This is a genomic window from Gillisella vitis (assembly GCF_021559775.1).
GTDB lineage: Bacteria > Pseudomonadota > Alphaproteobacteria > Rhizobiales > Rhizobiaceae > Allorhizobium > Allorhizobium ampelinum.
In genome coordinates, this window is record NZ_CP056047.1 from 569,009 (window position 1) to 595,749 (window position 26,741).

Consider the following 26,741-nt stretch of genomic DNA (forward strand, 5'->3'; position numbering starts at 1 on the left):
TGCAATGGGTGATATCTATTATTTGAATCCCGAAGAATATCGAGCCATCGAAAATCTGATCGCATCAATCAATAGCCGTGTACGCGACGAAAACCATCTCCATCGAATGGCTCTGACAGCTTGCGAGGAGATGCCTCTTTCCATTCGTAGGCTATTGGCTGACTATCGGTCGGAAGGCCTTGGTGCGACGTTGCGGATTGCCGGTTTTACCGTGGATGACGCTTCAATTGGCCTAACGCCTGCCACAACCCGTCCCGATCCAGCGCGCACGATCATGCGAGAAGATATTTATCTTGCCCTGATGGCCAGTTGTCTGGGGACGCCTTTTTCTTTTGCGAGCCAGCAGGATGGGCATCTGACGCAGAATATCGTGCCGATGAAGACTGCGGAATTTTCACAATTGGGTGCAGGCAGCAAGGAGGAGCTGGTTTGGCATACCGAAGATGCATTTTCTGATCACCGGCCAGACTTCATCCTTTTATTCGGGATGCGCAATCCGCAAGGAGTGGCAACGACCGTCGCGTGTCTGCCGCCAGAAACCGACGAAAATGACATAAAGTTTTTATTCAACAAAAATTTCATGTTTCTGCCTGACCCGGATCATGCCAGCCATCTCGCGCACGTAACCCATGAAGCGGGGCGGATTGCCCACGCCAAAATGCAGGCGATGATCGAAAATCCGCCTGTTGAAAGTGTGCTTTTCGGCAATCCCGTCGATCCCTATATCAGAATCGACCCCCAGTTCATGAAGCCTATCAATTTACAGGATAAATCCGTTGCGGCCTATGAGCGTCTTGTAGAGCGCATCGAACAGGCACAACGCGATGTCGTTATCGCGCAGGGCGAGCTGCTGATCGTCGATAACCATCGTGCCGTTCATGGGCGTCGTTCTTTCCAGCCGCGTTACGACGGCTCTGACCGCTGGTTGAAGAAGATCAATGTGGTCCAAGATTTCAGGCGTCTGAAGGAACTACGCTTTCACGAGCGGCAATTTGCTGTCTAGGTTGCATGGTTCTACAGCGCTGTCACCATATCTGGTGACGGCGCTGTAGCGCGCAATCCGAAGAGGCAAAGATGATTGTTCCCGTCTCATACCAGGTCTCGAAGATGTGCGCGCACCCCCGACTTGAAAAATTGAAAACATCTCAAATACTTCAGAGGCTTGAGATATTTTCAAACGGAATACGAACTGCCATTTTCAATGAAACCTCGTATCATACCCCCGGCGAGGGCACGCTTGCATGCCTTCAAATATTTTATAAAGAGTCGTTTGGAGCAGAAGGAAGCCAAGCCAGATCCGCCTGGGAATGAAAATCCAGGGTTGCGGTTCCCGAACGTGTCGTGTTATGCAAAGATCAATATATGCAACGAATGTTTGACAGCGAATAATTGTATTTCTTTTAAAAAAATCTCAAGTACAAGATGTGTTTGAGATTTTTCAATGAATTTAAGGCGGCTCTGAGAGCAACCTCTTCATGCTTTCCTATTAAGTCAATGTGGTTTTCCGTGATGATTCATGTAAGATAACGGTTTTCGTATTAACAGTGGAGCGTTTCTTTCGTTTCAACGTTGATCGGAATTGAAGCCAAAATTGCAAATTCTGGAAATGTATTAACGTGAACGATATTTGGATTTATATTCTTGCTTGCCTTGCTATTGTTGCTATCCCCGGGCCGGCTGTCATCTATATTTTATCGCGTACAGTGGAGGGCGGGTTTGGTGCGGGCGTACTTTCCGCGTCTGGCGTCGCTATGGGTGCGCTTGGAAATGCCCTTGCTTCTGCATTTGGATTGTCATTGCTTTTTGCTTCGGTTTCGGCGTCTCTTTATATTATCAAATATGGGGGCGCGATTTATCTTCTTTATATCGCTTGGAAAACGATTCGTTCCAGAAGCGACCGTACAGCAGAGGCAGAAACACAGAAAAAAAGCTATTTTTTTCAGGGTCTCATCGTTTCGCTACTTAATCCGAAAGTTACGATGTTCTTCGCGGCTTTCCTTCCTGCTTTTATTGATCCGTCTAAAGGATATTTCTTGCAAACATCGCAGCTGGCCATCATATTTGTGGTCATCGCATTTATTTTCGATATAGTAACGGTTGTCACGTCCGGTCTGACGCGAGAGTTTTTTCTTAAGAATTCTGGTGCCGATAGTAAGATATTTAAGTATCTATCCGCAATATGTCTCGTCTTGGTGGCCTGCTTTGCTGCAAAATAAGACGCTAAATTTTTGATGCCATGCTGCTGCATGCGTTTGAAGCTGACAGAATTTGTCGGCACGGGCCGTTCGATATCCCTGCCGACAAACGATTCACTTCACCTCGATGACAAAATCCTCACGGGCGCGGCGGACTTTTTTCAGGTTGACCAGCCAGTCGCCTTCCGGCTGACGATAGCCCAGCGGCAGGATGGCGACGGAGCGCAGGCCCTTGGCGCGCAGATCGAGGATTTCGTCCAGCGCTGCCGGGTCGAAACCCTCCATCGGGGTTGAATCAACCTCTTCAAAGGCGGCAGCCGTCAGTGCCAGCCCCAGCGCGATATAGGCCTGGCGAGCGGCATGTTCGAAATTCACTTCGGCGTCGCGCGGCGGATAGGTATCCAGCAGCATCTTGCGATAGTTTTCCCAGCCTTCATTGGTGAAATTGCGCTCGGCATTGGTGAGATCAAACATCGTGTTGATCCGTTCCGCCGTGTAATTGTCCCAGGCGGCAAACACCAGCAGATGCGAGCAATCGGTAATCTGGCCCTGGTTCCAGGCGATCGGCTTGATCCGCTCGCGGATCTCCTTGTTGGTCACGACAAGCACGGAAAACGGCTGCAGGCCGCTGGAAGTCGGCGCCAGCCGGGCCGCCTCGACAATACGCTCGACCTTGTCTTCGGCAACAGTCTTCGACGGGTCCATTTTCTTGGCGGCATAACGCCAGTTCAACTTATCAAGCAGCACGATACTATCCTTATGCGAAGGCTCGAAGATGCTCACGCATCCTCGCCTTGAAGACATTCGAATATCTCAAATGCAGCAAAGGCTTGAGATATTCGAAAAGGAAATACGAAATGCCATCTTCGATGACCCTGCGTATTATGGAAGAAAAATTGCCTGCCCGATGTAGGCGGGCAGGCAGTCATCCGCAACGGGCAGGATGATGAATACAGCGTTCACCCCGCATGGATTGCCGCGGATTTTCGAAGGCATAGCGAAGCTATTTTTCGACAAACACCGCCTGTGTCAGGTCGGCATCGAAACGGTAGCGGTCGTTTTCCCGGCGCAGCAATTGCGAGAGCGGCACTTCGGTGCGGTTGTCGATAATCACCTTGTCGTTTTCGCTTTCCGTCTTGCGCAGCCACTCGACCAGATCGGTCTCGCCGGATTTAAGAAAATCGCAGCCACGGCGGAAGAGTTTCGGGAAAATCAATTGGGCCTTGCCGGTGCCGTCTTCCTCGTCCGCGCCCGGCTTGCTGCCGCTCGCCCAGCCAAGATCGCTGAGGTCGGTGAGGGCAAACCGTTCCGTCTTGTCCACCGACCAGACGCCGAGGTCCGCATCGCGCGCCTGTCTTGCGGCCTGTGCAATGGTCTCGCGCTGATCTACCGGCGCGGAACTATAGAGCATGGGATAGGCCATGCCGCTGGAAATCAACCGGTAATTGGCGCTGGCCTCCAGGGTTTTGGTTGAAATCGCGCCGGTCTCGCCGGAGGAAAACGGATTGCCGTCAAAGGTCAGATAGCAGATCGGCCGCCCATGAACATCGGCGGAGGCCGTCAGAATACCGGCCTGGATGGTTTGCGGCTCGGCAGCGGTGACGGTTTCTTTCGACAGCGAAAACGAGGAAAAGCCGATCAGATCGCGCAGCAGATAATCCCGCGCCACCCCGCCGCGCGGCTGCGCCTTGCTCTCGTAATGGGTTTCGGGCGTATCGATCCCTTCCAGCCGCAGTTGATGGCTGCCGTCCTTGGCGGGGCGCAGTAGATGAGCGCGGTAGATATCGGCAAGCAGGCTTTCATCATCCGGGCGAAACCGCACCGAATCGCCATCCGGCTGCTTGCCGATGATGATGATCGTGCCGGGAACGTAGCGATAATTCTGCAAGGCCATGGGCGATCCTCCGTTACCATCAATGGTTGGGCATCAGCAAACCGCAGATCTGTGTCATGGGTGAGACAGAGAAGGCCGATCAGACGGCTGCGGCCAGACCCTGCACCGCCAACAACTCGCTGGCCGCCGCCGCGGTGGTGGCCGGAGACGGCGCGGCCTCTGCGCCTTGATCCGTGGCCGTATCTTCATCCGTCTCGGCCAAATCGTCCTGAATATTTTCGCCCGTATCGGTTAGAAACATGCGGTTGACCAGGGCATCGCTGCTGAACATCCTGCTCATCAGCTCGGTCTTAAGACTCTTGTCACCGCTTTCGAAATCGTCTGCGGTGAGCTTGCCGCTATATTCCGCGATGATGGCAGCGGTGCGTTCTTCCGGCGTGTCGAGATTGTCCCAGTCGATACTGTTTCTAAACTGCTGCATGACATCGGCACTTCCTTCTCCTTGCTCATAAGGAGTAAACATCCAGCCGCCCTCATTGTAGATGGTAACCGTTCCAATGCTGATTTCCATCTTTGAATAGATTGTTGCGGGTTTGCTCTCGGCTTCAATCTTGGCCTGCTCCGCCGCAGCCTCCGCCCACATCTGTTCCATTTCCACCTGCAAGGCGGTCTTGGGCTGGCTATCGTCAGGCAAACTCGCCATAAACTCGGTATCGGCCTCCGCAGCCTTGGTCGAGGAATAGCCATAGGCATACGCTATGCCGGGTGTAACTGTAGTGCTCATGTGACTCCTCCTATGAGCATGGACATGAAAAACCCCGATGTCGCAATGCGGCGCTCGATCAGGCGGCTGTGGATTGCGCTTGCGGTGTGCTGGTGGCTGATGTGGCAGAGGCACTCGCTTGCGCCCCATTCGCGTCTTCGTCTGAGGGCAGCAAGCCCTCTTGCAGACTTTCACCGGAGCTGGTCATCAACATCCGATCCACCAGCGCATCGCTACTGAACATCTTGCTCATCAGTTCGCTGGTCATGCTCTCTGTCCCGCTTTCGACCGCGCTCGTGGTGAGCGTGCCGCCGTATTTGGACATGATGGCCTCGGCGCGTTCTTCGGCGGCATTGAGGTTTTCCCAGTCGATATCGATATCCAGTTCGGTGCCGCTATAGGAAACACCGCCTTCCGTATCGATGGCGACGGGCGTGCTGCCTATTTGTAGCGTCGCCCAGATCTGGCGAGGCGTCGTGTCTAACTCCGTGTTTGCTTCTGCGGCAGCTATTTCCGCCCACCTCTGCGCGACTCTCGTCGCCATCGTGCTGCTTGAATCGCTTTGGCTCGATGTCGTTTGCGTTGACTGCGCCGTGACGCCCTCGGATCGGCTTGGAGTATAGGCGTTTGCATAAACTGCCGTGGATGAAATCGTGGTGCTCAAGTGGACCCCTCCTATGAGCATGGAAATGAAAAACCCCGGTGCCGCAATGCGGCGCTCGATCAGGCGGCTGTGGATTGCACTTGCGGTGTGTTGGCGGCTGATGTGGCCGAGGCACTCGCTTGCGCCCCATTCGCCTCTTCGTCTGAGGGCAGCAAGCCTTCTTGCAGGCTTTCACCGGAACTGGTCATCAACATCCGATCCACCAGCGCATCGCTGCTGAACATCTTGCTCATCAGTTCGCTGGTCAGACTCTTGTCGCCGCTTTCGACAGCGCTTGCGGTGAGTTTGCCGCCGTGTTTTTCCATGATGGCGGCGGCGCGTTCTTCCGGGGTATCAAGGTTTTCCCAATCGATACCCTCACCCCATTCCGAAAAGTCGGTTCCCTGTTCGTACGGATTGTATCTGGAGCCGCCTTCATTATAGAGCGTTACAGTTCCCGTGCTGAGATGCAATACGCCCCATACGGTGGCTGGTTTGCTGTCGGTATCTTCAGCGGGAAGATCTTCCAGCGTTGTGTATTCGGTTTCGTAAAAATCGTCGGGCAGCCGTGGCGTCTGCTTTGATTGATAAACGCTGCTGGACGATGTCGTGGTGGATGAAATTGTTGTGCTCAACTCGACCTCCGCTTTAATTTTTAATCGAATTATCAATCAAGGCTTGCGTGTAACTTTCTATCTTTGATTGCATTTCGATGTTTCTCTAAGGTGATTGGCGCGGCGGCCCCATCGTTTTTGTTTCTGTTAAAAGCTCACCCCTTCACCAGCTTCGCGCCAGCCGCGTCTGCCATTCTCGTGGCAATCTCGAACCAGGCCAGGTTGCGCAATGTCGTCCACTGTTTTTGTCCGCCCGTTTTCCCGTGTCGCTCGCGCCCTGTTGGCAGGGCTTGGCTGCCTGTCGCTGTCCGTACTCGGCGGTTGCTATTTCGTCACGGATACGCAGCGGATGAATACGGAAGTGTTTGCCGCCCAGACCGCGCCGACCTGGAACCAGCCGATGGCCGCGCCGCCGACGGAAAAGCCCAATAAATTCCTCGGCCTGTTCAAGACGCCTTTCCACCAGACCTATGGCATGCCAGCAGCCGAGCCCTATGTTTCGCCCTTTGCTACGCCGATGCAGAAGGCGATTTACGGGCAGATGAGCGATGACGGTCATACACTGACTGCCATTCCGCTCGACCGGGTGGACAAGCGCTTCCTGCGGCAGGAGGTTGATTATCCGACCACGGAACGGCCCGGCACCATCGTGGTCGATACCAAGGCGCATTATCTCTATCTGGTTGAGGCCAATGGCCGGGCGATGCGCTATGGCGTTGGCCTCGGCAAGCAGGGCTTTGCCTGGCAGGGCCGGGGCGTCATCCAGTTCAAGAAGACCTGGCCGCGCTGGACGCCAAGCGACGACATGGTCGAGCGTCAGCCCGACATGCGCCAGTTTGCCGCCGCGCAAGGCGGGCTGGAGCCGGGCCTGCGCAATCCGCTTGGCGCGCGGGCGCTGTATATCTTCCAGAATGGCCGCGACACCCTCTATCGTATCCATGGCACGCCCGATTGGCAGTCCGTCGGCAAGGCCGTGTCATCTGGTTGCGTGCGCATGTTCAATCAGGACGTGATTGATCTTTATTCCCGTGTGCGGGACAAGGCCGAGATCGTGGTGATGTAAGGCTATAGACTGCCACGGTTGAGGCTCTGCCTATCGGCCTGTTGCCGGAACGACACGCAATGGCGCAAATGTGAACGTGTGTGTGCGCTATTGGCGGTGAAATTCGGGTAATTCCCTGTAGATAGGATCTAGCGGAACAAAACCGCGTAGCGTGCGTTTGTGCGCTGCTGACCAGCAGGATGTACCACCGTATATGACAAGCCCCGATTTTTCCCGCCGTGCCTTTCTTTCTTTTTCCGGCCTTGGAGCGGCAGCTCTTCTGTCCAGTTGCGCCTCGTCCTATCGCCCTCCGGTGTATGAACAGGGGTCGCTGGGCGGCATGGTGCAGCCCACGGGCCCCATGGCCCCATCCACGCCGGAACTGGACGCCATGTATGGCGAAGTGGTTGATGGCGGCTTCGTGATTCCGGCCATTCCATACCAGCAGATTCCGCCGCGCTACTATCGCCAGCGGGTCAGCGATCCGACCGGCTATCCGGCAGGCTCCATCGTTGTCGATACGCCCAACCGCTTCCTCTATCTGGTGGAACAGGGCGGCACGGCCATGCGCTACGGCGTCGGCATTGGCCGCGAGGGCTTTGCCTGGCAGGGCGAAGGCGTGATCCAGTGGCGGCAGAAATGGCCGAAATGGACGCCGCCGGATGAAATGGTCGCCCGCCAACCGCAACTGGCCAAATATTCCTCCGCCAATGGCGGCATGGCGCCGGGCCTGATGAACCCGCTGGGCGCGCGCGCGCTCTACATCTTCCAGAACGGCCAGGACACGCTTTACCGCCTGCATGGTTCGCCGGAATGGAACTCGATCGGCAAGGCGATGTCGTCGGGCTGTGTGCGGTTGATGAACCAGGACATTATCGACCTCTATGACCGGGTTCCGAACAAGGCGCGGATCATCGTCCTGCAATAGAGATCAAGAGAGTCTGTCGGGTTCAGATTGAGCCGGACAGACTCTCAATTTCCTTGTTTTCCTTTGTCTTTTCGGGAAAACTAGGTTCCAATTTTTACTGACAAACACCCGCATTCAGCTTGCCGCGCAAATCCTGCAATTGATCGCGCAGCGCCGCGATCTCTTCCAGGCTACAGCCGGTGGCCGAGCCGATGGCCGCCATCACGCCGAGAGCCTTGTCCTGTAGGGCAGCGCCTGTGGCGGTGAGCGAAACGGTCACCTGTCGCTCATCCTGGCTTTGGCGTTGGCGGGTGACGTAGCCGGCCTGTTCCAGCCGCTTCAACAGCGGCGACAGCGTGCCGCTGTCCAACCCCAGCCGCTCACCCAGCGCCTTGACCGCCAGATGGTCGGTTTCCCACAGCACCATCATCACAAGATATTGCGGATAGGTCAGGCCAAGCGGCTCCAGCAGCGGCTTATAGGTGCGCGTCAGTGCCAGCGATGCGCCGTAAAGCGCAAAGCACAGCTGCTTGTCCAGCACCAGATCCGTCTTGTCCATCGGCCTTATCCTTCATGCAGGTGAGAACACATTCTCCCAGCCTTGTCATAAAAATGCAATGTGCAAAAAAGAATTGCGTGCAATTAAATTGTGTGATACCAAGAATGCAGACGCAGCGGCTGGCACGGATGTTCCGGCCTTGAACCAACCAAAACGACCAGTTTTCAAAAAGGAGAGACTCTCATGGCTATTCTTTACACAACCAAGGCATCTGCAACCGGTGGTCGCGAAGGCCGCGCCGTCAGCGAAAACGGCGTTCTGGATGTAACACTGACGACGCCGAAGGAATTGGGCGGCAATGGCGCCACCGGCACCAATCCCGAGCAGCTGTTTGCCGCTGGCTATTCCGCCTGCTTCCTCGGCGCGCTGAAATTTGCCGCCGGCCAGCAGAAGGTCAAGGTGCCTGAAGACGCCAAGGTCACTGCCACGGTCGGTATCGGCCCGCGCGAAGACGGCACCGGCTTCGGCATCGAAGTCTCCATCAGCGTTGACCTGCCAGGCATCGACCGCGAAACCGGTGAAAAGCTCGTCGCCGCCGCCCACATTGTCTGCCCCTACAGCCACGCCATGCGCACGGCAACAGAAGTATCCGCTACGCTGGCCTAAGGCTGGGGTAAAGGATAGGCGAAAGGCCGGTCTGGCGGGACCGGCCTTTCGTCGTTTGGGGGAGGGGTAAGCGTGTCACTCTCTTGAGGTCCGCTTTGCGACAAGAGCAGTCATCGCGGCGAATACGCACTAATAATCTAGCTGTGGGTTAACAGGTGCGGCTCTTCCTTCTGCAACGCAACGGTGCATAATCTTGGCATGAGCCAGCCGATTCAAAACACCGCCGATGCCCACCATTACATCCCAAAATTCTATACGAAACGATGGACGACAAACGGCCTGCTCACGATATACAAGCTGACGGAAAATGGTCTGCATATCCGGGAGGGTTCACCTAAATCGACGGGCTATCTTAGTAAGCTTTACTCCATGAATAGCGTGCCAGCTGAGGAGGCAGCAGACATCGAGAAGGAGTTCTTTGCGCCAGCCGACACTGTTGCCGAGAAGGCAATGCATGCCCTCGGCAGCGGTCGCACGATATGCAAGGACAACTTCCGCGAGGCGTGGGCTCAGTATATCGTCGGCTTGCTTATCAGGTGTCCGGAGGACTTAGAGCTGATGCGAGAGAACTGGCTTAACTATGTGGTGGATGTGCCCGCGCATTGGGAGCTTGCCTATGAGGAGACGAGAGAGCCGGGCGAGCCAGCGACGTTGGCTGACAAAATCAAGCTGATGACACCCGCTGCAGAAGAGAAGTCGATGTTCCGGGCGTACCTCAACCTCTTCAATCATCAGAACGTGCTAAACTTTGTGAAGAAGATGCGCTGGTGCGTAAGGGATGTGAGTGGCGCTAACCAGAAGCTACTAACGTCGGATCGACCCGTCATCCGCACAAACGGACTCCAACAGACAGGCGGGCATATCGCGCTCGCAATCGGGCCTACTAAGCTCTTTCTTGCCGCGCGGAACATCCCGACCATGAACAACCTTCAAAGGATGACACCTAATGCTGTCGTCAGGAACTATAACAAACAGGTCGTTGAGGGTTCCGGCGGGTTTGTCTATGCCGCTGACCGTAGCCAGACAACCTTCGTAAAAAGATGGATTGGAACCAATCCCCAGCGTCGCATCGCTCACGGTTTCTTCGACAAGCAGCGCGTAGTTAGGATAATTGACAAGGATATGTAGGCCGCCACTGAGGGTTATCCGCCCAAGAAGCTTTGACTTGTCCGCTTCGGGCCAATGACTGACACACGGCCACACCGTGCCTCGCGCAGCCCGGCTCCTATCAACGGACCAGCCAATATTGTATCACCGAAAAGCGCGCTTATCCCTAACCCTTTGGCAGTGTTGCGCTCACGCTGGGCGATTTGATGCAACAGCCCCGCGTCTGGCGTGCTACAGTGACAGCGTTGGACTTGACCTCATCGATTTTCCGACGCTGCCTGCCGAGTCATGGCTTGCTCCGCAAGTCTTCGGCCCTAGAGGGCCTTTTCATGCCAAAGATACCGACACTCCATCTTGAAGCGGCGAGCACGCTTGCCGTGGTGGTGTCTTCCAACGAACCGTTGTTGTTTCTGTCGGACGACCTTAGAATTATTGCGGCAAGCACATCGTTCTGTCGGGCGTTCGAAATCGACCCCACGTCCACCTCCGGTAAACGCCTCGGCGACCTTGGCAGCGGCGAATGGGCGATGCCCAGGCTTCAGTCGCTGCTGATGGCGACTGCTACCGGCAGCGTAAACGTGGATGCCTACGAGATCGATCTGAAGCGACCAAACCATAAAACGCGGCGTTTGGTCGTCAATGCACGAACGCTCGATGACGGCGACCTCAACCATATTCGTCTGCTTCTCGCCATAACCGACGTGACCGACATGCGCGCCGAAGCGCGCCTGAAAGACGATCTGGTGCGCGACAAAGCCATCCTGTTGCAGGAGGTCCAGCATAGGGTCGCCAACAGTTTGCAGATCATCGCCAGCGTCCTGATGCAGAGCGCACGTCGCGTTCAGTCGGAGGAGGCACGCGGACATCTGCACGATGCCCGTCAACGCATCATGTCCATCGCCGCGCTGCAACGGCAGCTTTCCGCATCCCCCGGCAGCAGCGTTGAACTCGGTGCCTACTTCACGCAACTGTGCCAAAGCCTCGGCGCATCGATGATCGCCGACCCCGAGAGGCTATCGATCCAGGTGACGGTTGACGATAGTACCGTGGATGCAGACGCATCCGTAAGTCTGGGGCTCGTCGTAACCGAACTGGTGATCAATGCCCTCAAACATGCCTTTCCAGACGGGCGAGCCGGGATGATCGTCATTGACTATCGGTCGGCGGGCAAGGACTGGGCGCTTACCATTACCGACAACGGTATAGGAATGCCGGTGGGCAGCGATGCACCCAAGGCGGGATTGGGGACGGGTATTGTGGAAGCCCTCGTTAAAAATATGAACGGTGAAATTACGTTGAGCAGCGCGGAGCCAGGTACGGTGGTTACAATCAGTCATCGGGAAGCGTCGGACCTTCAGTCTGACTTTTCGCCAGCGGCATAGGAACAAAACGGCTCCCCAAAACGCTAAAGGTGTTGTGCAGAAAAACGGCATTGTAGAACGCATAAAATTTTGTTTTCGCATCGTATTTTTCGAAAACTGCTTTCCACTTTTCCGAAAACAAACTCTAAAGGCCGCAGCATTGTGGCTAGCCTCATAGATCGAGTGAACAATGAAGAACGGCAGACCGGTTATCCTGGTCGTAGAAGACAGTCCATTGATAAGAATGGGTGCCATCGATCTTGTCCTATCGGCGGGCTACGAAGTGTTGGAGGCTGGCGACGCTGACGAGGCAATCCGCATCCTCGAATCGCGAGACGACATTGACCTTGTGTTCACCGATGTTCAGATGCCGGGGACGATGGACGGTATCAAATTGTCCCACTACATCCGTGATCGGTGGCCGCCGGTGAAGCTGATCATCGCATCCGGTGCTGCCATTCTCGAGGAGAGCATGCTGCCTGGCGGAAGCCGCTTCTTCTCGAAGCCCTACGACGAACTGACCATTACCGAGGCAATGGCACAGTTGCTTTTGAGCGAGGATCCACACGCCACTATCACCTGAAGCCTTCCTCTATCTCCAGCAAAATCGCCTCGACCACCGCCTCAACCGGCACCGTTGCATAAATAATCGTCGCATTCGCCGGAATGTCTTCCTTCGTCGCATGCAGCCGCATAATCAGATCCCGCTCTTCTGGCTTTCCGCCGAATTCGTCTTCGGGTCTGCTGGCCAGCCGGTTTTTAAGGGTGTGCTGATCGACGTCGAGAACGAACACTCCGTCAAAAAGCTCGATAAACCGGGGGAAATTGCGGGAGCCGCCGCAGAAGAAGGAGATCGGGTGGCTGTGGTCGGCAATCAGCGCTTTGACCTTGTCGATATTCCACAGGTGGTGCCTGTGTCCGAAAGCTACATCCGCAAGACCCTGCGCCAGTGTGGACGCATCCAGCGGTTCACCGGTTTGCGGGTCGCCCTGGTAGGCCAGTTCACGATCACCGTGGATGACATGGTAGCCGCGCCGTTGCAGTTCGGTGGCAACGGAGGTCTTGCCGGTTCCTGAAACGCCTTCGATCAGAATATTGCGCTGGCCCATGCCTGCGTCCCTTCGTTCATCCGTGCGGCTGTGACTGTTGTGAAACATCGTCCGGCTGCTGCTTCGGTTCAGTTTCATACAAGCCAGAACTGGCACATCAGGTTGTGCAATTTATTGGCGCCTCCATGACCGCAAAGCGGAGAGGGTCAGTCTTGGCCTGGATCGGGCCTTGACCGGTCCAAGGTCCTGGATCACTTCTCCAGATCAGCGGCGGTGAAAACCGGCAATACCGCAAGCTCAGGCGCGTTTGTGATATGAGGACTGCCGTTCCCCCGCCAGATTGCGCAAACGACGGCAAGAATGTCTGCTTGCTCTGCCAAGGCCAATCGATGCGCGTCGGCGACGGCGCCGCCTGTGGTGATCACGTCCTCTATGAAGGTGATCCGGCGGCCCCGGACATCCTGTCCTTCTATCGCGCGGCACGTGCCATAGGCTTTTGCCTCCTTCCGGATAAAGGCGGCGGGAAGTCCTGTTTCCAACGAAATCGCGGTGACAAGCGGAATACCGCCGAGTTCCAGACCAGCAAGGATTTCGGTTGTGGGGGGAAGCAGGGAGGCCATGGCCTTTGCCAGTTCTCTCAAGAGAACCGGGTTTCCCTCGAAGCGATATTTATCGAAGTAACGGTTGGAGACCTGGCCGGAGCGCAACACGAATTCGCCCTCAAGGGTCGCCGTGGCTGCTATTTGTCTGGCGAGTTCCGCCAATGGGGAGGGCGCATTTCCAGTCATTTTCGGCCTCTCTAAACCTGTCGCAAATGCCGGATGGCTACACCGATTATGCGCATGCAACAAGCGCAAGTTGATAGATAGATGCGCCCTTATCACTTGAGTTCAATGTTGAGATTAGCTTTGCGGGTGCTGGAGCGTTTCCACTTTTCCTGAAAATGCTCTAGGCAAGTGCCGATACTCTGATCTCCGTCGTTGTTGAATTTGCACCATTTGGGATCGCCACAGCTCTCATGTTTAATGATTGTCGCTGTACCATTTTTCAAATTCTTGAAACGTCCGCACGCCATGATCCATCACGGCCTCATAGACCAATGCACTTGGAATTTTCAGCAGGGTTTTATCTCTCTCAGCCAGGACCTGTTTAATTTGTAGAATGACTGCGCGGTCCGTATCTGACAGGCGGGGTAGCAAGGTTTTTAAGTGGTTCAGGTCCGGTTGTTTTTCTGGCATGTCAACCAGCCAAATATCCAGTGTCCAATCGGTCCCGTCCGTCATTCGGACTGACAGCCATAGATATAAGCCGTCAGGATATTTTTCCGGTTCTATGTTCCAATTTCCGGTGTCATTTCGGAAACGAACGGCCACGACATAATCGGTTATTTGCATCAGGCGTGCTGCTATGCCTGCAAATGCAGCGAGTGCGTTATTATCCAGACAATCGCAGGCCACTGTTATGTCAATGTCTCGCCGGACCATCAGCCCCATAGCGGAACTGCCGACACGGGTTGGGCGGCCGATTTCTCTGAGAAGCGCGTTCAGGTCCAGGACCCGAACAACTTCGTCTGCCTCCAACTGCATCTGCCTTTGAGCATCGAGAAGTTCTTGCATGTCGGCATCTCCTAGAGTTTGCCTTAGGAAAAGTGGTGCCGGTTTTCTGCACGGTGCCGTAGGCCGTTTCTGCAATTGGCTTGGAAGCAAAGAAACATCTTTTGTTGAAAGTTATAAACCAAAAATCGACTTCGCCGATGTGAGTATCATTTGGACTCCGCTCATCCGGCTTGGTGTATGAGCCTGTCTTTAATACCCTATGCGAGGCGACGCAAAGAGGGCAGGGGGCAGCGCAGCCACCCCCCTACTTCATTCCTCACCTCAAGACGCCATCGCATAGCGTTGCTGCTGGCCATAGCCTCCGGCATTGGTGCGGAAGCGCTGGACCATCTGGGCGAGGTGTTCGGTTTCCTGGGTGAGGCTCTGGGCCGCTGCGGTGGTTTGTTCCACCATGGCGGCGTTCTGCTGGGTGACCTTGTCCATCTGGTCGCCAGCGGCGGTGACTTCGCGCAGCGAGGTCGCCTGTTCGCGGGCGGCGTTGGCGATGTCGGTAATGGTGGTGCTCATCTCGACCACCTGCTCGACGATTTCCTTCAGCGAGGCACCGGATGCGGTGACGAGGCCGACGCCGGTCTCGACTTGCGCGCTGGAGGTGGAGATCAGTGCCTTGATCTCCTTGGCGGCATTGGCCGAACGCTGGGCGAGTTCGCGCACTTCCTGGGCAACCACCGCAAAGCCCTTACCGGCTTCACCGGCGCGGGCGGCTTCCACACCGGCATTCAGGGCCAGAAGATTGGTCTGGAAGGCAATCTCATCGATGACGCCGATGATGTTGCCGATCTTTTCCGATGAGCCCTGGATGGCAGTCATCGCTTCCACGGCCCGGGCAACAATGTCGCCGCCCTTGGCGGCATTGTCGCGGGCGGCGGTAACGGCATGTTGCGCACGGCCTGCGCCTTCGGCGGTGCCGTTGACGCCGCGCGACACATCGCCCAGTGCGGCAATGGTTTCTTCCAGCGAGGCGGCCTGCTGTTCGGTGCGGCGTGCCAGATCGTTGGAGGCGGCGGAGATTTCGCCAAGGCCGGAGCGGATCGTGCTGACGGTGGAGACCACCGAGCCCATCGCGTCCTCAAGCGCTGCGACCGAGGTGTTGAAATTCTGGCGGATCGCCTCGAATTCCGGTGCGACATGGGTGTTCATCCGCACAGTCAGGTCGCCTGCGGCCAGCGCGTCGAAGCCTGCCTGGACCTGCTGGACGAAATGGCGAAGATCTTCCGCCTTGGCCAGTTCCAGCGCCGTCTGGCGCTCGCGGTCGCTCTCGACGCTGGCCCTGAGCTTTTCCTGTTCCGACTGCACGGACCGGCCATTGGCGAGATCAAGGCGGAAGCTGTCGAGGGCCGAGGCCAGCATGCCGAATTCGTCGCTGCGGGTCTTGCCGGTCACTTCCGTCTGGTAATCGCCACCGCCCATGCGGCGCACGGCGGCCACCACGTCGCCCAGCGGCCGGCGCACGATCAGGATGGAAACGCCGTAGATCATCACCAGGGCAATGACCAGCAGGATCAACCCGCTGATGGCCGTGGAGGTCACCTGGGCGACGACCGGTTCCGAAAAGGTTTTGGCGGGAACATCGAGAACGGCCGCCCAGGTCTTGTTCATGCCCGGCGCCGTGAAAGGAAAGACCAGCCGCGTCGCACCATCCGGCAGGCCGTGAAGGATGCGCATCCTGCCATCGGCAAGGGCGGCCTTGACATCGGAGGCACCCGTATCGCCATAGGGCTTCATCAGCGTATCCTTGTCGGGATGCACCAGCCAGTTTCCGTTATCGGCCACCAGCATCACCCGACCGCCGTCAAACGGTGTCATGGCGCTGATCGAGGCGGAAAGATCGCCCAGTTGGACGTCAACGCCAGCAAGACCGATGATCTTGCCCTTGACGACGACGGGGGTTGAAACCGAGGTCAAAAGCTTGCCCGTGGTGGAAATATACGGTTGGGTAATCAACCCCTTGCCGGTTGACAAGGGTTCCGCATACCATTGGTCGGCGGTCTTGGTGACCCAGGTGGAAAATTCCAGGTTACCGCTATCATCCTTGGTCCAGTAAGCGGCGAAAATCCCGACCTTGTTGCTGCCCTCGGTGCCTTGCAGCTTCAGTTCCTGCGGGGCTTCCGGCACTTCGGTCATCCAGGCACCGAACATGGTTTTGTAATGGGTCGGTACGCCTTTCAACAGCGCAATCACGTCGGTGCGGTTGCGTGAGCCGTTTTCGATCAGGCCGGACAGGCTGCCGGCCACACTGGTTCCGGCGGAGACGACATCGGTGATCTGCACGGCGACCTGATTGGCGACCGATGCCGCCTTTTCGGAGGCCAGCGCCACCACTTGGTCATTTACGCGCTTGCTGGTTTCCCAGCCGCTAAATGCCGTATAGGACGCAATGAGCGCCGCCATCGCGGCGCCTGCCGCCAGCATTAGTTTTCCTGAAACAGTCCTTACCTGCATACTCATTGCAACCAACCCCCTCGGTTTGCCGAATTTAGGCTAAGGTTGCATAGAGATTCTAACGAAAGTCTAAGGCCGGACCTGCATTGCTGCACCGCACCCACCTTTTTTGTGAAAAAATTATTCCACTCGCGAAACCGTGAAAGCGAAATGCCGCCGAGTCATCCGGCGGCATCTATTTGCTTACCTTAGGGACGAATACCTGATGCCAATCTCACGACGCCTTGGCGTAGCGCTGGGGCTGGCTGGAATTGGCGGAATTGGTCCGGAAACGCCGGACCATATGAGCAAGATTTTCGGTTTCCTGGGCAAGGTTCTGGGCTGCGGCGGTGGTTTCTTCCACCATGGCGGCATTCTGCTGGGTAACCTTGTCCATGACATCGCCCGCATTCGTCACTTCGCGCAGCGATGTAGCCTGTTCGCGGGCCGAATTGGCAATGTCTGTGATTGTCGAACTCATATTGGCGACCTGGTCGACAATCTGTTGCAACGAGGTCCCCGAGGCGCTGACGAGATGGACCCCGGTTTCCACCTGGGCGCTGGAGGTGGAGATCAGCGTCTTGATTTCGCGGGCCGCATTGGCGGAGCGCTGGGCGAGTTCGCGCACTTCCTGTGCCACCACGGCAAAACCCTTGCCGGATTCCCCGGCGCGGGCCGCTTCCACCCCGGCATTCAGGGCCAGAAGATTGGTCTGGAAGGCAATTTCGTCGATGACGCCGATGATATTGCCAATCTTTTCGGATGAGCCCTGGATGGCGGTCATCGCCTCTATGGCGCGGGAGACAATGTCTCCGCCCTTGGCGGCATTGTCGCGGGTGGCGGTGACGACGGTCTGCGCCCGGCCAGCCCCATCGGCTGTGCCGTCGATGGCGCGTGACACATCGCCGAGTGCTGCAATGGTTTCTTCCAGCGATGCGGCCTGCTGTTCGGTGCGCCGCGCCAGATCGTTGGAGGCGGCCGAGATTTCGCCAAGACCGGACCGGATCGTGCCAATTGCGTGAACAACGGCGCCGATCGCTTCTTCAAGGCTTGCCACTGAGGTGTTGAAATTCTGGCGGATGGATTCGAATTCCGGTGCGACATTGTCCTGCATGCGCACGGTCAGATCGCCTGCTGCCAGGGCATCGAATCCAGCCTGGACCTGCCGGACAAATTGCAGCAAATCTTCGGCCTTGGCCTTTTCCAGCGCGCTCTGGCGTTCCCGGTCCTGTTCCACGCTTTTGCGCAGGGAATCCTGCTCCTGCTGCACGCGCAGGCCATTGGAGAGTTCCCGTCGGAACTGGTCGAGTGCTGTCGCCAAAGTGCCAAATTCGTCGTGACGCTCCGTTCCGGCAATCGGTTTATCGTAATCGCCACCGGCCATCACACGCACACCTGCCACCACATTTGCCAATGGCCGGCGTACGATCAGCGTCGAGACAAAATAAATCAGGCACAGACCGATCGTCAGCATGATCAGGCAACTGGAGGATATGGCGATGATCTGTTCCTTGATCGGGCCTGTGAAGGTCTTTTCCGGAATGTCCAGCACGGTGGCCCAGGTCTTGTTCATGCCGGGGCTGGTAAAGGGAAAGACAATGCGTGTCGCGCCATCCGGCAGACCATGGATGACGCGCGTCTTGCCATCGGCAAGCGCCGCCTTGACCTCGGCGGCCCCGGTATCGGCATAGTCCTTCATCATCAGCGACTTGTCGGCATTCACAAGCCATTTGCCGTTATCGGCCAGCAGCATGATGCGGCCATCTTCGAAGGGCCGCAAAGCGCTGATTGTCGCGGCAAGATCGTCCAGCTTGATATCGACGCCCGCCAGGCCGACAATCTTGCCATTCACCCTTACCGGCAAGGATACCGATGTCAGCAACTGACCGGTGGTCGAGATATAAGGCTGGGTGATCAAGCTCTTGCCGGTTGCCAGAGGTTCGGCATACCATTGATCGGTGGTTTTGATCTCCCAGGTGGAAAATCCCAGCTTGCCGCTGTCGTCCTTGGTCCAATAGGCCGTGAACAGACCCTGTTTATTGGTGCCCTCAGCGCCCTGCAGCTTGAGATCCGCGGGGACCTCAGGCAATTCGGTCATCCATGCGCCAAACATGCTTGGATATTGGGGCGGAATGTTTTTCAGCGAGGCGATGACATCGGCGCGGCTGCCTGCGCCGTTTTCAATCAATCCAGACAGGCTGGCCGCGACGCTGGTCGCTGAGGAAACCACATTGGTAATATCTGCGGTTACCTGCCTGGAGGCAAGCTCGGCCTTTTGCGTCGCCACAGCGACGATATTGTCGCTCAGCTGCGTTTTGGTAGCGAATATGCCGACAATTGAGAAGCCGCCCAGAGAGATCGTTATCACGACTCCTGCCGCCAGCAGGAGCTTTGCTGAAACCGATTGCACTGGCATTTTCATCAAATGACTCCGATTGGTTGTAAGGCCTGCGGAACCATATCTTTGATTTTCTAAATAAATGCTAATGTTCGGTGTTCAAATCCAAATAGCCTGCCGAAATAGCGTCACGGATGGCAAGGATGCACCTGCGCCCAGCTTTGAAGGATTTGCAAATATCTCAAACGCATCGGGTGCTTGAGATATTTGCAAGGAGAGCATGACAGGTCCGTCTTAGACGAACTGGCTAAGGCCCGGGACGGATGCCACGACCTTGTCCACGACTTCGTCACCGGCATGTTCGCGGGCAATGGCCATGGTTTCCTTGGCAAGTGCCGAAATTTCTCCCATGCCAAGCCCGAGGCTCATCAATTGCTGGCCGAGACCCATGATGCCGCCGCCGCCGATGGCGCTCATCAGGCCACCCAGCAGGCCGCCGCTGTTGCCTTCGCCATTGTGCATGGCCACCAGTTCAGGCGCGCCGGGCATGGCTTCGATCATCCGGGCTACCGCGCCGTCATCGGCTTCGCGCTGCAAAAAGCCCAGCATCATGCCAAGCGCCTTTTCCGCCGTGTCCGGGGCGATGCCGACATTGTCGGAAATGCGGGTGACCAATTCGCTCATGGGATGCTCCTCAAAGGTTTTTTGACGTTCACGTCAACGTAATTTACTCAGGCCGCAAACTCAAGCGGCAAGCGCCTTCAATCTGCTCAAAGCCGTGTGAAACCGCTGACGGAGTTGAGGATGTTCCATATTCTGCTAAGAACAACAAGTGCATGACCGAAGGGGCATTCGGCGATTGTACACGTCCTTCAGTCGAAACCGATTGAGGGAGAAGACCATGCAGCGCTTATGTGTTTGATAAGACGCGCCGTGCTGGCTTTGTGGAAGCGTGTCGAGGGGATGTGACGCGATGCTTGAAGATGGAAAATTGTTTCTCGGTGCCAGCCGCAAGCCGGATGATGCGTTCAACGCACCGGAATATCTGGATCTGAAACTTGCCAACCGCCACGGCCTGATTACCGGCGCGACAGGCACCGGCAAGACCGTGACGCTGCAAATCCTGGCCGAAGGGTTCGCCAGTGCGGGTGTTCCGGTGTTCTGCGCCGACATCAAGGGTGATCTGTCGGGCATCGCCGCGCCGGGGGAGGCCAAGGATTTCCTGATCAAGCGCGCTGAGGAGATCGGGCTTTCGCCCTATCCCTTCGAGGAATTTCCGGTCACCTTCTGGGATCTCTACGGCGAAAAGGGCCACAGGGTCCGCACCACCATCGCCGAAATGGGGCCGCTTCTGCTGGCCCGGCTGATGGAGGCCTCGGAAGCCCAGGAGGGCGTGCTGAACATTGCCTTCAAAATCGCCGATGAGGGCGGGCTGGCGCTGCTGGACCTCAAGGATTTGCAGGCGCTGCTGAGCTATATGGCGGAAAATTCCAGCACCCTGTCCGGCCAATTCGGGCTGATCTCCAAGTCCTCGGTTGGCTCGCTGCAACGGGCGCTGCTGCTGCTGGAAAGCCAGGGTGCCGACCAGTTTTTCGGCGAACCGGCGCTGTCGATCCAGGATATCATGCGGGTTGCGCCGGATGGGCGCGGGACGATTTCGGTGCTGGCCGCCGACCGACTGATGATGAACCCACGGCTTTATGCCACGTTCCTGCTCTGGCTGCTGTCAGAACTGTTCGAGGAACTGCCTGAAGTTGGCGATATGGCTCAGCCCAAACTGGTATTTTTCTTCGATGAGGCGCATCTCTTGTTTCGCGATGCGCCGAAAGTTCTTGTCGAGCGGGTGGAGCAGGTGGTGCGGCTGATCCGCTCCAAGGGCGTCGGGGTCTATTTCGTCACGCAAAATCCGCTGGATGTGCCTGAAACCATTCTGGCGCAATTGGGCAACCGGGTGCAGCACGCACTGCGCGCCTATACGCCCCGCGAACAGAAGGCGGTAAAGACCGCCGCCGAAACCTTCCGGCCCAATCCGGCCTTTTCCTGCGAAGAGGCGATTACGGCACTCGGCACCGGTGAGGCCCTGGTCTCGACCCTTCAGGGCAAAGGCGTGCCTTCCATGGTGGAGCGCACCCTGATCCGCCCGCCCTCCGCCCGCATCGGCCCGCTGACCGACAGCGAACGGGCGACAATCATCGGCGCCAGCCCGATGGCGAACCTCTATGATCGCACCATAGACCGGCACTCGGCCTTCGAAATCCTGGCGGAACGGGCCGAAAAAGCTGCTGGACGCAGCGGGGCCGACGATAGAACCGATGACGGTGCCGAAGGCACCAGCGCCGCCAGCCGCTGGAAATTGCCGGGCTTTGGCGATGAAGCACCAGAGCAAAAAACCACCACCACCCGCCAAGTGCCTGACCGCACCGCACCCCCCGGCCGCCAACGCCAAACGGTGATCGAAGCGGCAATGAAAAGCGCTGCCCGCTCCCTGGCCAGCCAGGTCGCCAACCAGCTCGGCCGGGCGCTGGTGCGGGGGATTTTGGGGAGCTTGAAGCGGTAGGGTGGGGTATTTGGTGGGTGCTGTTTGGTGGGAGTGGGCAAGAGGTTTGATCACTGAATAGGCGCGCCTTGGGCCTTGCGCCTTCAATTCGGAAATTTTAGTTCCTAATCGAGCATCCTAAAAGCGGCCTTTCATCGTGATGTAGCAACAATTCTGTTAAGGGCTGGAATCCGAGTGAGAGAAGTGCACTACCTTGCCCTGCTCTGTCAAATCGCGCTCTGCATATCATCGTTTCCTTCTCGCGAAGTTGTTCTGGTTCTCGGCGACAATCAGCTCATCGAATGCACTGAGGCGCCCGAGAAGTGGATAGTGCAAGCAATCAATGGTTGCTATGCCATAATTCCTTGGCTAAGAAAGATATAAAATTAAGGGGGGGTGATTTCGGGATGGAAAATTTCACACGCCGAATTGCGGTTAAGGGCCTTCATGGAAGAATATCATTTGATGTTTCTTTGAATCCAGATCTCAATATTATTTATGGAAAGAATGGTCTGGGAAAGACTACATTACTACATATCATAGCCAATATTTCAGATGGCGATCTTTATAGATTTTACCATCTAAATTTTTCTGAAATAATAATAGAGAGTAATAGTGGTAATATCCTAATACTTAATAAAAATGAAGGGATCGTCTCTGTCTCGCTGGATGGAGATGCCGTATTCTCCTACGGAGGTCACGTAGAAACGACGCAATCGAACTACCAGAAGCTGGCGCTGGGAGATGTTGGCGACACAATTCGGAAGATTTTTGGCGGCAGGTCATGTTATTTGCCGGCGTTTCGTTCGGTTCTCGAAAGATCACGAGAGATTTATGGAGCAAGTACTGAGGAGGCTCGCGGGCCGAACTATGATGAACTCGTCAGGATTGAGGAATTAATTCAGGCTAGAGGCGCTGTAAAAAGCAACACCTATTATTCCCGGGATCTTGCAGCGCGTAATACTGCTTTGAAAACGATACGTTGCCGTGCATGGTTTGGCGCAATGGTTCCAGTCATCAGATATCCATCAATCGCTGATGTCGCCGAAGGCCTATCAGAAGAATGGAGCAGCGCAAATATCAGAACAAGCCGTTTGGAGCAGGACCAGTATGAACAAGCTTTTCTCGATATTTTCGAAGCAATCCTATTAGAGAGAAACACGACGTCTCCCGAAAGCTTGACTTCAGATGGTGACGTAGGAAGCCAAAATGATATCCTTTCGAGCATCAGCGATCTCCTTAATGATGAGACGTTAAAAACCCGATCAGACCGAACCAGCAAGACCTACGACCGCCTTCTTGACATAGCTCGGGCAGCCGGACGCGAAGGAACTAAATATAATTCTGTCCTCGAAATCTATCGTAAACTACTTAAAACCAGGAAAGAAACTCGCGAAGAAGCTTACAAGCCACTCGTAGACTTCGAGGCCGCAGTCAATACTTTTCTCGACGGCAAGGAACTTCGAGTTGGATTCGACGGAGATCCAGCTAATAGACGGGCTTCAAGGGGGGAACGAGTAAGGATCTATCCTGACCAAGGAAAGTCATATCCCGTTCGAGCCTTGTCTTCCGGTGAACGTCAGATCGCTACGATTCTATTCGCCGCGAGTCGTTCATCCGTGACACCAGGAAGCCTTCTTATAGACGAACCTGAGCTTTCTTTGCATGTCGATTGGCAACGTCATATTTTAAAAGAACTAATAAAGCAAAATCCAGATAGGCAGATTATTGCCTGTACGCACTCGCCCGAGGTTGGAGCTGATCACAAGAAAAGCATTCTTTTCTTCCGCCCAACTGTATTCGAGGCTTCGAGCGACGAATTGAGTGATGAGGATTTGCTGGGAGGAGATAGTGAGTGAGGGAAGTGCTTGGTCCGTTGATGCTTACGAAATAAGCATCCAACTCCGCAGTCCTAAAACGGTTATTGTGGAGGGTAAATACGATAAGTCGCTCGTAGAGCGGGTTTTTATAGAAAGCTGCGTCGGTTCTCGGGATGTAGTTGTCGACACCGCTGACATGATCTCTGGCGATGATTTTTCGGGATTAGGTAATAAAGATAAACTTATCTCTCTCTGGAGTTCCTTCGCCGCGGATATAAAGTCTTCAGGCCGCATTATAATGATTACTGATCGTGAATGGGACGGATTAACGTCACAAGACGATTGTGTATCTGTAACCAACTGGGTGGAACATACGCGTATTGGAGATTTCCAGTTTCAAACACTAGGACACTCAGTAGAAAATTATGGCTTCAGGTTGGAGTTTATCCTTGAATATATAAAGCATTTTGGGTGCGGTCTTCACTCGCACGAAGTGGAATCGGCGCTGATTCGATGGTTTCCCTCAATAGTATCTTTAGCTGCGTCTTTTTCTCTAGAATCCAAAAAGCGAAGCATCATCAATAGATGTGGTGGGGTATTTTCTGTAGATCACTTTATCTTCACCGAGGGTGTTGAGATTGCTCATGGTATGATAGACTCTTTGGAGTCTCGGGGCATCCAAAATGCCGGAGAATTCATTGAAAAGGTGAACAAATTAGCGTCTGAGATTAGAGCGAATTTCAACGCCCACATACATCTTTTGGCACATGGACATCTCGGAGAAGATCTAATCTGGGCAACGGTGGGCGCACTGCTTAAAGGTGAAGGTCTTAGCACCAAAGTTTGTGAGGAATTAGCATTTTCACGTAGAGACGAAAGACTTCGCTTTTACCACGGCTGGCTGTCCAAAATTGACTCTAATGAGCGCCGTCCAATCGATGAACTCGTCGCGATAATCAATTTCGGGTAGTGCTGATGACATGGAGCCGTCCGCGTCATCAATTCGACGAACGCATTCGAAGGTCCGGAATGTCGCATATATCGAACGTCCTTATACCCGAGGCGGGACCCTTAACCTAATTTTCTGCTTCGGCGAATGCCGCCACTCTGCATAGGGACAATTCTAATGCCGACGATAGGCTGAGAGCGACATTGAGACATATCTGTGTGACGAGGTCCGCTTTACGCGCCGTCTTACTGATTGTGGTCAGCCCCCTCTCGGCCCCAAAGCGAGCATAAGGGCGCTTGCAACCTCATTTCCCAAAGAGATCCAGCCTACAGCAATCGTCACCCCAGCTTCGCCTCCTCATCCGCCTACTGCACCTTCTCCCCCCAATTTTTCAAAAAGGAAGGGAGGATAGGAGCCATCCACCCTTCACCAACCAGCCAACCCCCTCACGCCTGCTTACGCCGCATAACGGTTGTCGAAGCCTCTCGATCCGCCGGGAACGATGAAGCGGGAGACCAGTTGCTGCAAGCGCACGCTCTCCTGCGCAAGGTTGGCGCTGGCGGCGCTGGTTTCTTCCACCATGGCGGCGTTCTGCTGGGTCACCTGGTCCATCTGGTTGACGGCAGTATTGACCTCCGACAGGCCGACCGATTGTTCACGCGAGGAGGTGGCGATGGCGTCCATCAGGCCGTTGATCGTCGTGACGTGATGCTCGATGGCTTTCAGCACGTCGCCGGTTTCCTGAACCTGACGCACGCCGTTTTCCACTTCCTGGGTGGATTTGTTGATCAGTTCCTTGATTTCGCGCGCGGCCTTGGCCGACCTTTGCGCCAGTTCGCGCACTTCGGTGGCAACCACGGCAAAGCCACGGCCCGCTTCGCCTGCACGGGCGGCTTCAACGCCTGCATTCAGGGCCAGAAGATTAGTCTGGAAGGCAATCTCATCGATGACGGTGATGATATTGGAAATCTGGTTGGAGGAGTGCTCGATGCGCTGCATGGCGCTGATGGCTTCGCCAACCACCTGGCCTGAATGCACCGCGCTGCTATTGGCTTCCTTGGCCACGCCACGTGCTTCCTCGACACGCTTTGAGGAATTGCTGACATTGACGGTGATCTGGTCGAGTGCGGCAGCGGTCTCTTCCAGAGATGCGGCTTGCTGTTCCGTGCGCTTGGAAAGGTCGTCCGCACTTTGGCTGACTTCGCGTGAGCCATCGCTGATAGCGTTAGCAGAGGTGGCAACGGTTGCAATCGTGCTGCCCAATTGGGCGACAGCGGTATTCAGATCAAGGCGCAGAGCGTCAAATTCCGGGGCAAACGGTTCGTTCAGTTCAAACCCGAGGTCGCCTGCGGCCAAGCGCTTCAGGCCGGATGCCAGACCTGCGGTGGCTTCCTGCAACTTCTTCTGTGCTGCGGCTTCGGCTTCCTGCTGAAGGCGCAGCTTGTCGGCTTCGGCCTTCTGGCGGTTGTTGGCAGCTTCGGCTTCCAGGGCGCGGCTGTGGAGAATGCCGTCCTTGAACACCTGAAGGGCTGCGGCCATCGCGCCGATTTCATCCTTGCGGCTCATATACGGCACGCTGCCGCTGGTATCGCCGGAAGACAAGGTCCGCATAGTGTCCGTCATATGCTTCAAGGGACGCACGACCCGCAGGCTGCTGATCAGTGCCGCACCGATGCCGATGCTGAACGCCAGAGCAAGAGCGATATAGGTCACGGTCGTGGCCAGGGAAATTTGCTCAGCGTTGGAGGCGCCCTCGTCTTTAACGTTGCTGGCCAGATCGTCAACAGCGGCCTGGATATCGTCACCGGCCTTGGCATAGGTCGCCAGGGATTCTCCCAGAAACAGCTGTTTTGCCTCATCGGCACTGCCGCTATCCGTCAATGTCTTGACCTTCTGCCACAATTGCTCGGCCTTGGCCCAATCCTTGGAGAAGGTGTCGTAAAGCGCCTGGTCTTCTTTGTCGACGATCAGCGGCTCATACTGCTTTCTAGACTGCGCGAGTGCGTCATAGGCCTGATTCAGTGATCCCAGAAAGATGGCTCGTTGCTCAGGTGTGGCGGCGCTGCGATAATTGCTCTGCGCAACGCGGATATCGCCCAGGTCGGCATTGATCTGCCCCATGAGGATGAAGGAGGGGACCCGCTTATCAACGATCTGATTGGTCCCAACCGATATGGTGTTCAGCGAAGTCACCGCATAAATGCCCTGGCCGACCACGACCAGAAGAATGACTGCGAACAGTGATATGAGAAGTTGGCCAAGAGAGATGCGCATTATTTAAATCTCCGGAGCCGCACGGCCCGCTTTCTTGCAGGGTTACCATTGGGATATTGCCAGCCGCGATTGTTATGGCAAATAGGTTTAAATATTAATAATGTTGA

General features: G+C 55.7%; 24 protein-coding genes. 11 read left to right on the forward strand and 13 right to left on the reverse strand.

The annotated features are described in order from the left end of the window. Positions 1–4 precede the first annotated feature (4 nt). The gene (locus AVCG78_RS02555) at positions 5–1,003 is read left to right on the forward strand and encodes a TauD/TfdA family dioxygenase (RefSeq protein WP_071202749.1); all 999 of its coding nucleotides are present in this window, start codon (positions 5–7) and stop codon (positions 1,001–1,003) included. A 613-nt stretch (positions 1,004–1,616) separates the two neighbouring features. Continuing rightward, positions 1,617–2,216: a LysE family translocator gene (locus tag AVCG78_RS02560; protein ID WP_071202752.1), complete on the forward strand. Its 600-nt coding sequence runs from the start codon at positions 1,617–1,619 to the stop codon at positions 2,214–2,216. 93 nt (positions 2,217–2,309) lie between these two features. Here the strand turns inward: AVCG78_RS02560 and AVCG78_RS02565 are convergent, their stop codons facing one another. The 5 genes from AVCG78_RS02565 to AVCG78_RS02585 all read right to left on the reverse strand — a co-directional run bounded on the left by AVCG78_RS02565 (position 2,310) and on the right by AVCG78_RS02585 (position 6,070). Continuing rightward, the gene (locus AVCG78_RS02565) at positions 2,310–2,942 is read right to left on the reverse strand and encodes an NAD(P)H-dependent oxidoreductase (protein WP_071202966.1); all 633 of its coding nucleotides are present in this window, start codon (positions 2,940–2,942) and stop codon (positions 2,310–2,312) included. Positions 2,943–3,198: 256 nt separating this feature from the next. Beyond that, positions 3,199–4,089, reverse strand: coding sequence for a thermonuclease family protein (locus AVCG78_RS02570; protein ID WP_071584849.1), 891 nt, complete (start codon positions 4,087–4,089; stop codon positions 3,199–3,201). A gap of 79 nt (positions 4,090–4,168) precedes the next feature. Continuing rightward, on the reverse strand, positions 4,169–4,813 hold the full coding sequence (locus tag AVCG78_RS02575; RefSeq protein ID WP_071584850.1) for a hypothetical protein: 645 nt from the start codon (positions 4,811–4,813) through the stop codon (positions 4,169–4,171). 58 nt (positions 4,814–4,871) lie between these two features. Beyond that, positions 4,872–5,456, reverse strand: a complete 585-nt coding sequence (locus tag AVCG78_RS02580) for a hypothetical protein (RefSeq protein ID WP_071202758.1) — start codon at positions 5,454–5,456, stop codon at positions 4,872–4,874. A gap of 59 nt (positions 5,457–5,515) precedes the next feature. Then, entirely contained in the window at positions 5,516–6,070 is a 555-nt protein-coding gene (locus AVCG78_RS02585) for a hypothetical protein (protein WP_071202760.1), read from the reverse strand. 208 nt (positions 6,071–6,278) lie between these two features. Between AVCG78_RS02585 and AVCG78_RS02590 the strand changes: the two genes are divergently transcribed. Together AVCG78_RS02590 and AVCG78_RS02595 are read left to right on the forward strand one after the other, a co-directional pair. Beyond that, a complete protein-coding gene (locus AVCG78_RS02590; protein ID WP_071202761.1) occupies positions 6,279–7,112 on the forward strand; it encodes a L,D-transpeptidase in 834 nt (277 codons plus the stop codon). 193 nt (positions 7,113–7,305) lie between these two features. Continuing rightward, entirely contained in the window at positions 7,306–8,019 is a 714-nt protein-coding gene (locus AVCG78_RS02595; RefSeq protein ID WP_041696321.1) for a L,D-transpeptidase, read from the forward strand. 94 nt (positions 8,020–8,113) lie between these two features. Here AVCG78_RS02595 and AVCG78_RS02600 read toward each other — a convergent pair whose 3' ends face one another. Beyond that, positions 8,114–8,557 carry a MarR family winged helix-turn-helix transcriptional regulator gene (locus AVCG78_RS02600; protein WP_071584851.1) on the reverse strand — a complete coding sequence of 148 codons (444 nt, stop codon included), beginning with the start codon at positions 8,555–8,557 and terminating at the stop codon, positions 8,114–8,116. A 183-nt stretch (positions 8,558–8,740) separates the two neighbouring features. Here AVCG78_RS02600 and AVCG78_RS02605 point away from each other — a divergent pair, with 183 nt between their 5' ends. The 4 genes from AVCG78_RS02605 to AVCG78_RS02620 all read left to right on the forward strand — a co-directional run bounded on the left by AVCG78_RS02605 (position 8,741) and on the right by AVCG78_RS02620 (position 12,214). Further along, entirely contained in the window at positions 8,741–9,163 is a 423-nt protein-coding gene (locus AVCG78_RS02605) for an organic hydroperoxide resistance protein (protein ID WP_015915272.1), read from the forward strand. 198 nt (positions 9,164–9,361) lie between these two features. Next, positions 9,362–10,291, forward strand: a complete 930-nt coding sequence (locus tag AVCG78_RS02610) for a DUF4238 domain-containing protein (protein WP_071202763.1) — start codon at positions 9,362–9,364, stop codon at positions 10,289–10,291. A 308-nt stretch (positions 10,292–10,599) separates the two neighbouring features. Beyond that, a complete protein-coding gene (locus AVCG78_RS02615; protein ID WP_071202765.1) occupies positions 10,600–11,652 on the forward strand; it encodes a sensor histidine kinase in 1,053 nt (350 codons plus the stop codon). A gap of 169 nt (positions 11,653–11,821) precedes the next feature. Then, positions 11,822–12,214 (forward strand): response regulator, encoded by a 393-nt coding sequence (locus AVCG78_RS02620; protein WP_071202766.1) that lies wholly within the window; start codon positions 11,822–11,824, stop codon positions 12,212–12,214. Here the strand turns inward: AVCG78_RS02620 and AVCG78_RS02625 are convergent. From AVCG78_RS02625 to AVCG78_RS02650, 6 genes are all read right to left on the reverse strand, one after another. Beyond that, on the reverse strand, positions 12,207–12,740 hold the full coding sequence (locus AVCG78_RS02625) for an AAA family ATPase (protein WP_071202768.1): 534 nt from the start codon (positions 12,738–12,740) through the stop codon (positions 12,207–12,209). The two genes, AVCG78_RS02620 and AVCG78_RS02625, sit on opposite strands and share 8 nt — an antisense overlap. Positions 12,741–12,931: 191 nt before the next feature. After that, positions 12,932–13,468, reverse strand: a complete 537-nt coding sequence (gene pyrE, locus AVCG78_RS02630; protein ID WP_071202770.1) for an orotate phosphoribosyltransferase — start codon at positions 13,466–13,468, stop codon at positions 12,932–12,934. Positions 13,469–13,702: 234 nt separating this feature from the next. Next, the gene (locus tag AVCG78_RS02635; RefSeq protein ID WP_071584852.1) at positions 13,703–14,296 is read right to left on the reverse strand and encodes a hypothetical protein; all 594 of its coding nucleotides are present in this window, start codon (positions 14,294–14,296) and stop codon (positions 13,703–13,705) included. A gap of 261 nt (positions 14,297–14,557) precedes the next feature. Continuing rightward, positions 14,558–16,708: a methyl-accepting chemotaxis protein gene (locus AVCG78_RS02640; RefSeq protein ID WP_234665086.1), complete on the reverse strand. Its 2,151-nt coding sequence runs from the start codon at positions 16,706–16,708 to the stop codon at positions 14,558–14,560. Positions 16,709–16,952: 244 nt separating this feature from the next. Further along, positions 16,953–19,139 carry a methyl-accepting chemotaxis protein gene (locus tag AVCG78_RS02645; protein WP_071202776.1) on the reverse strand — a complete coding sequence of 729 codons (2,187 nt, stop codon included), beginning with the start codon at positions 19,137–19,139 and terminating at the stop codon, positions 16,953–16,955. Between the two features lie 210 nt (positions 19,140–19,349). Next, the gene (locus tag AVCG78_RS02650; RefSeq protein ID WP_071202778.1) at positions 19,350–19,739 is read right to left on the reverse strand and encodes a hypothetical protein; all 390 of its coding nucleotides are present in this window, start codon (positions 19,737–19,739) and stop codon (positions 19,350–19,352) included. A gap of 289 nt (positions 19,740–20,028) precedes the next feature. On the opposite strand from AVCG78_RS02650, the gene AVCG78_RS02655 reads away from it, so the two are divergent. The 3 genes from AVCG78_RS02655 to AVCG78_RS02665 all read left to right on the forward strand — a co-directional run bounded on the left by AVCG78_RS02655 (position 20,029) and on the right by AVCG78_RS02665 (position 24,381). Beyond that, positions 20,029–21,612 (forward strand): helicase HerA-like C-terminal domain-containing protein, encoded by a 1,584-nt coding sequence (locus AVCG78_RS02655; protein ID WP_071202780.1) that lies wholly within the window; start codon positions 20,029–20,031, stop codon positions 21,610–21,612. 386 nt (positions 21,613–21,998) lie between these two features. Continuing rightward, entirely contained in the window at positions 21,999–23,450 is a 1,452-nt protein-coding gene (locus tag AVCG78_RS02660) for an AAA family ATPase (RefSeq protein WP_139191242.1), read from the forward strand. Beyond that, positions 23,443–24,381: a hypothetical protein gene (locus tag AVCG78_RS02665; protein WP_071202784.1), complete on the forward strand. Its 939-nt coding sequence runs from the start codon at positions 23,443–23,445 to the stop codon at positions 24,379–24,381. Before AVCG78_RS02660 ends, AVCG78_RS02665 begins: the two co-directional genes overlap by 8 nt. 435 nt (positions 24,382–24,816) lie before the next feature. Here the strand turns inward: AVCG78_RS02665 and AVCG78_RS02670 are convergent, their stop codons facing one another. Next, the gene (locus tag AVCG78_RS02670; protein ID WP_071202785.1) at positions 24,817–26,634 is read right to left on the reverse strand and encodes a HAMP domain-containing methyl-accepting chemotaxis protein; all 1,818 of its coding nucleotides are present in this window, start codon (positions 26,632–26,634) and stop codon (positions 24,817–24,819) included. Positions 26,635–26,741 lie beyond the last annotated feature (107 nt).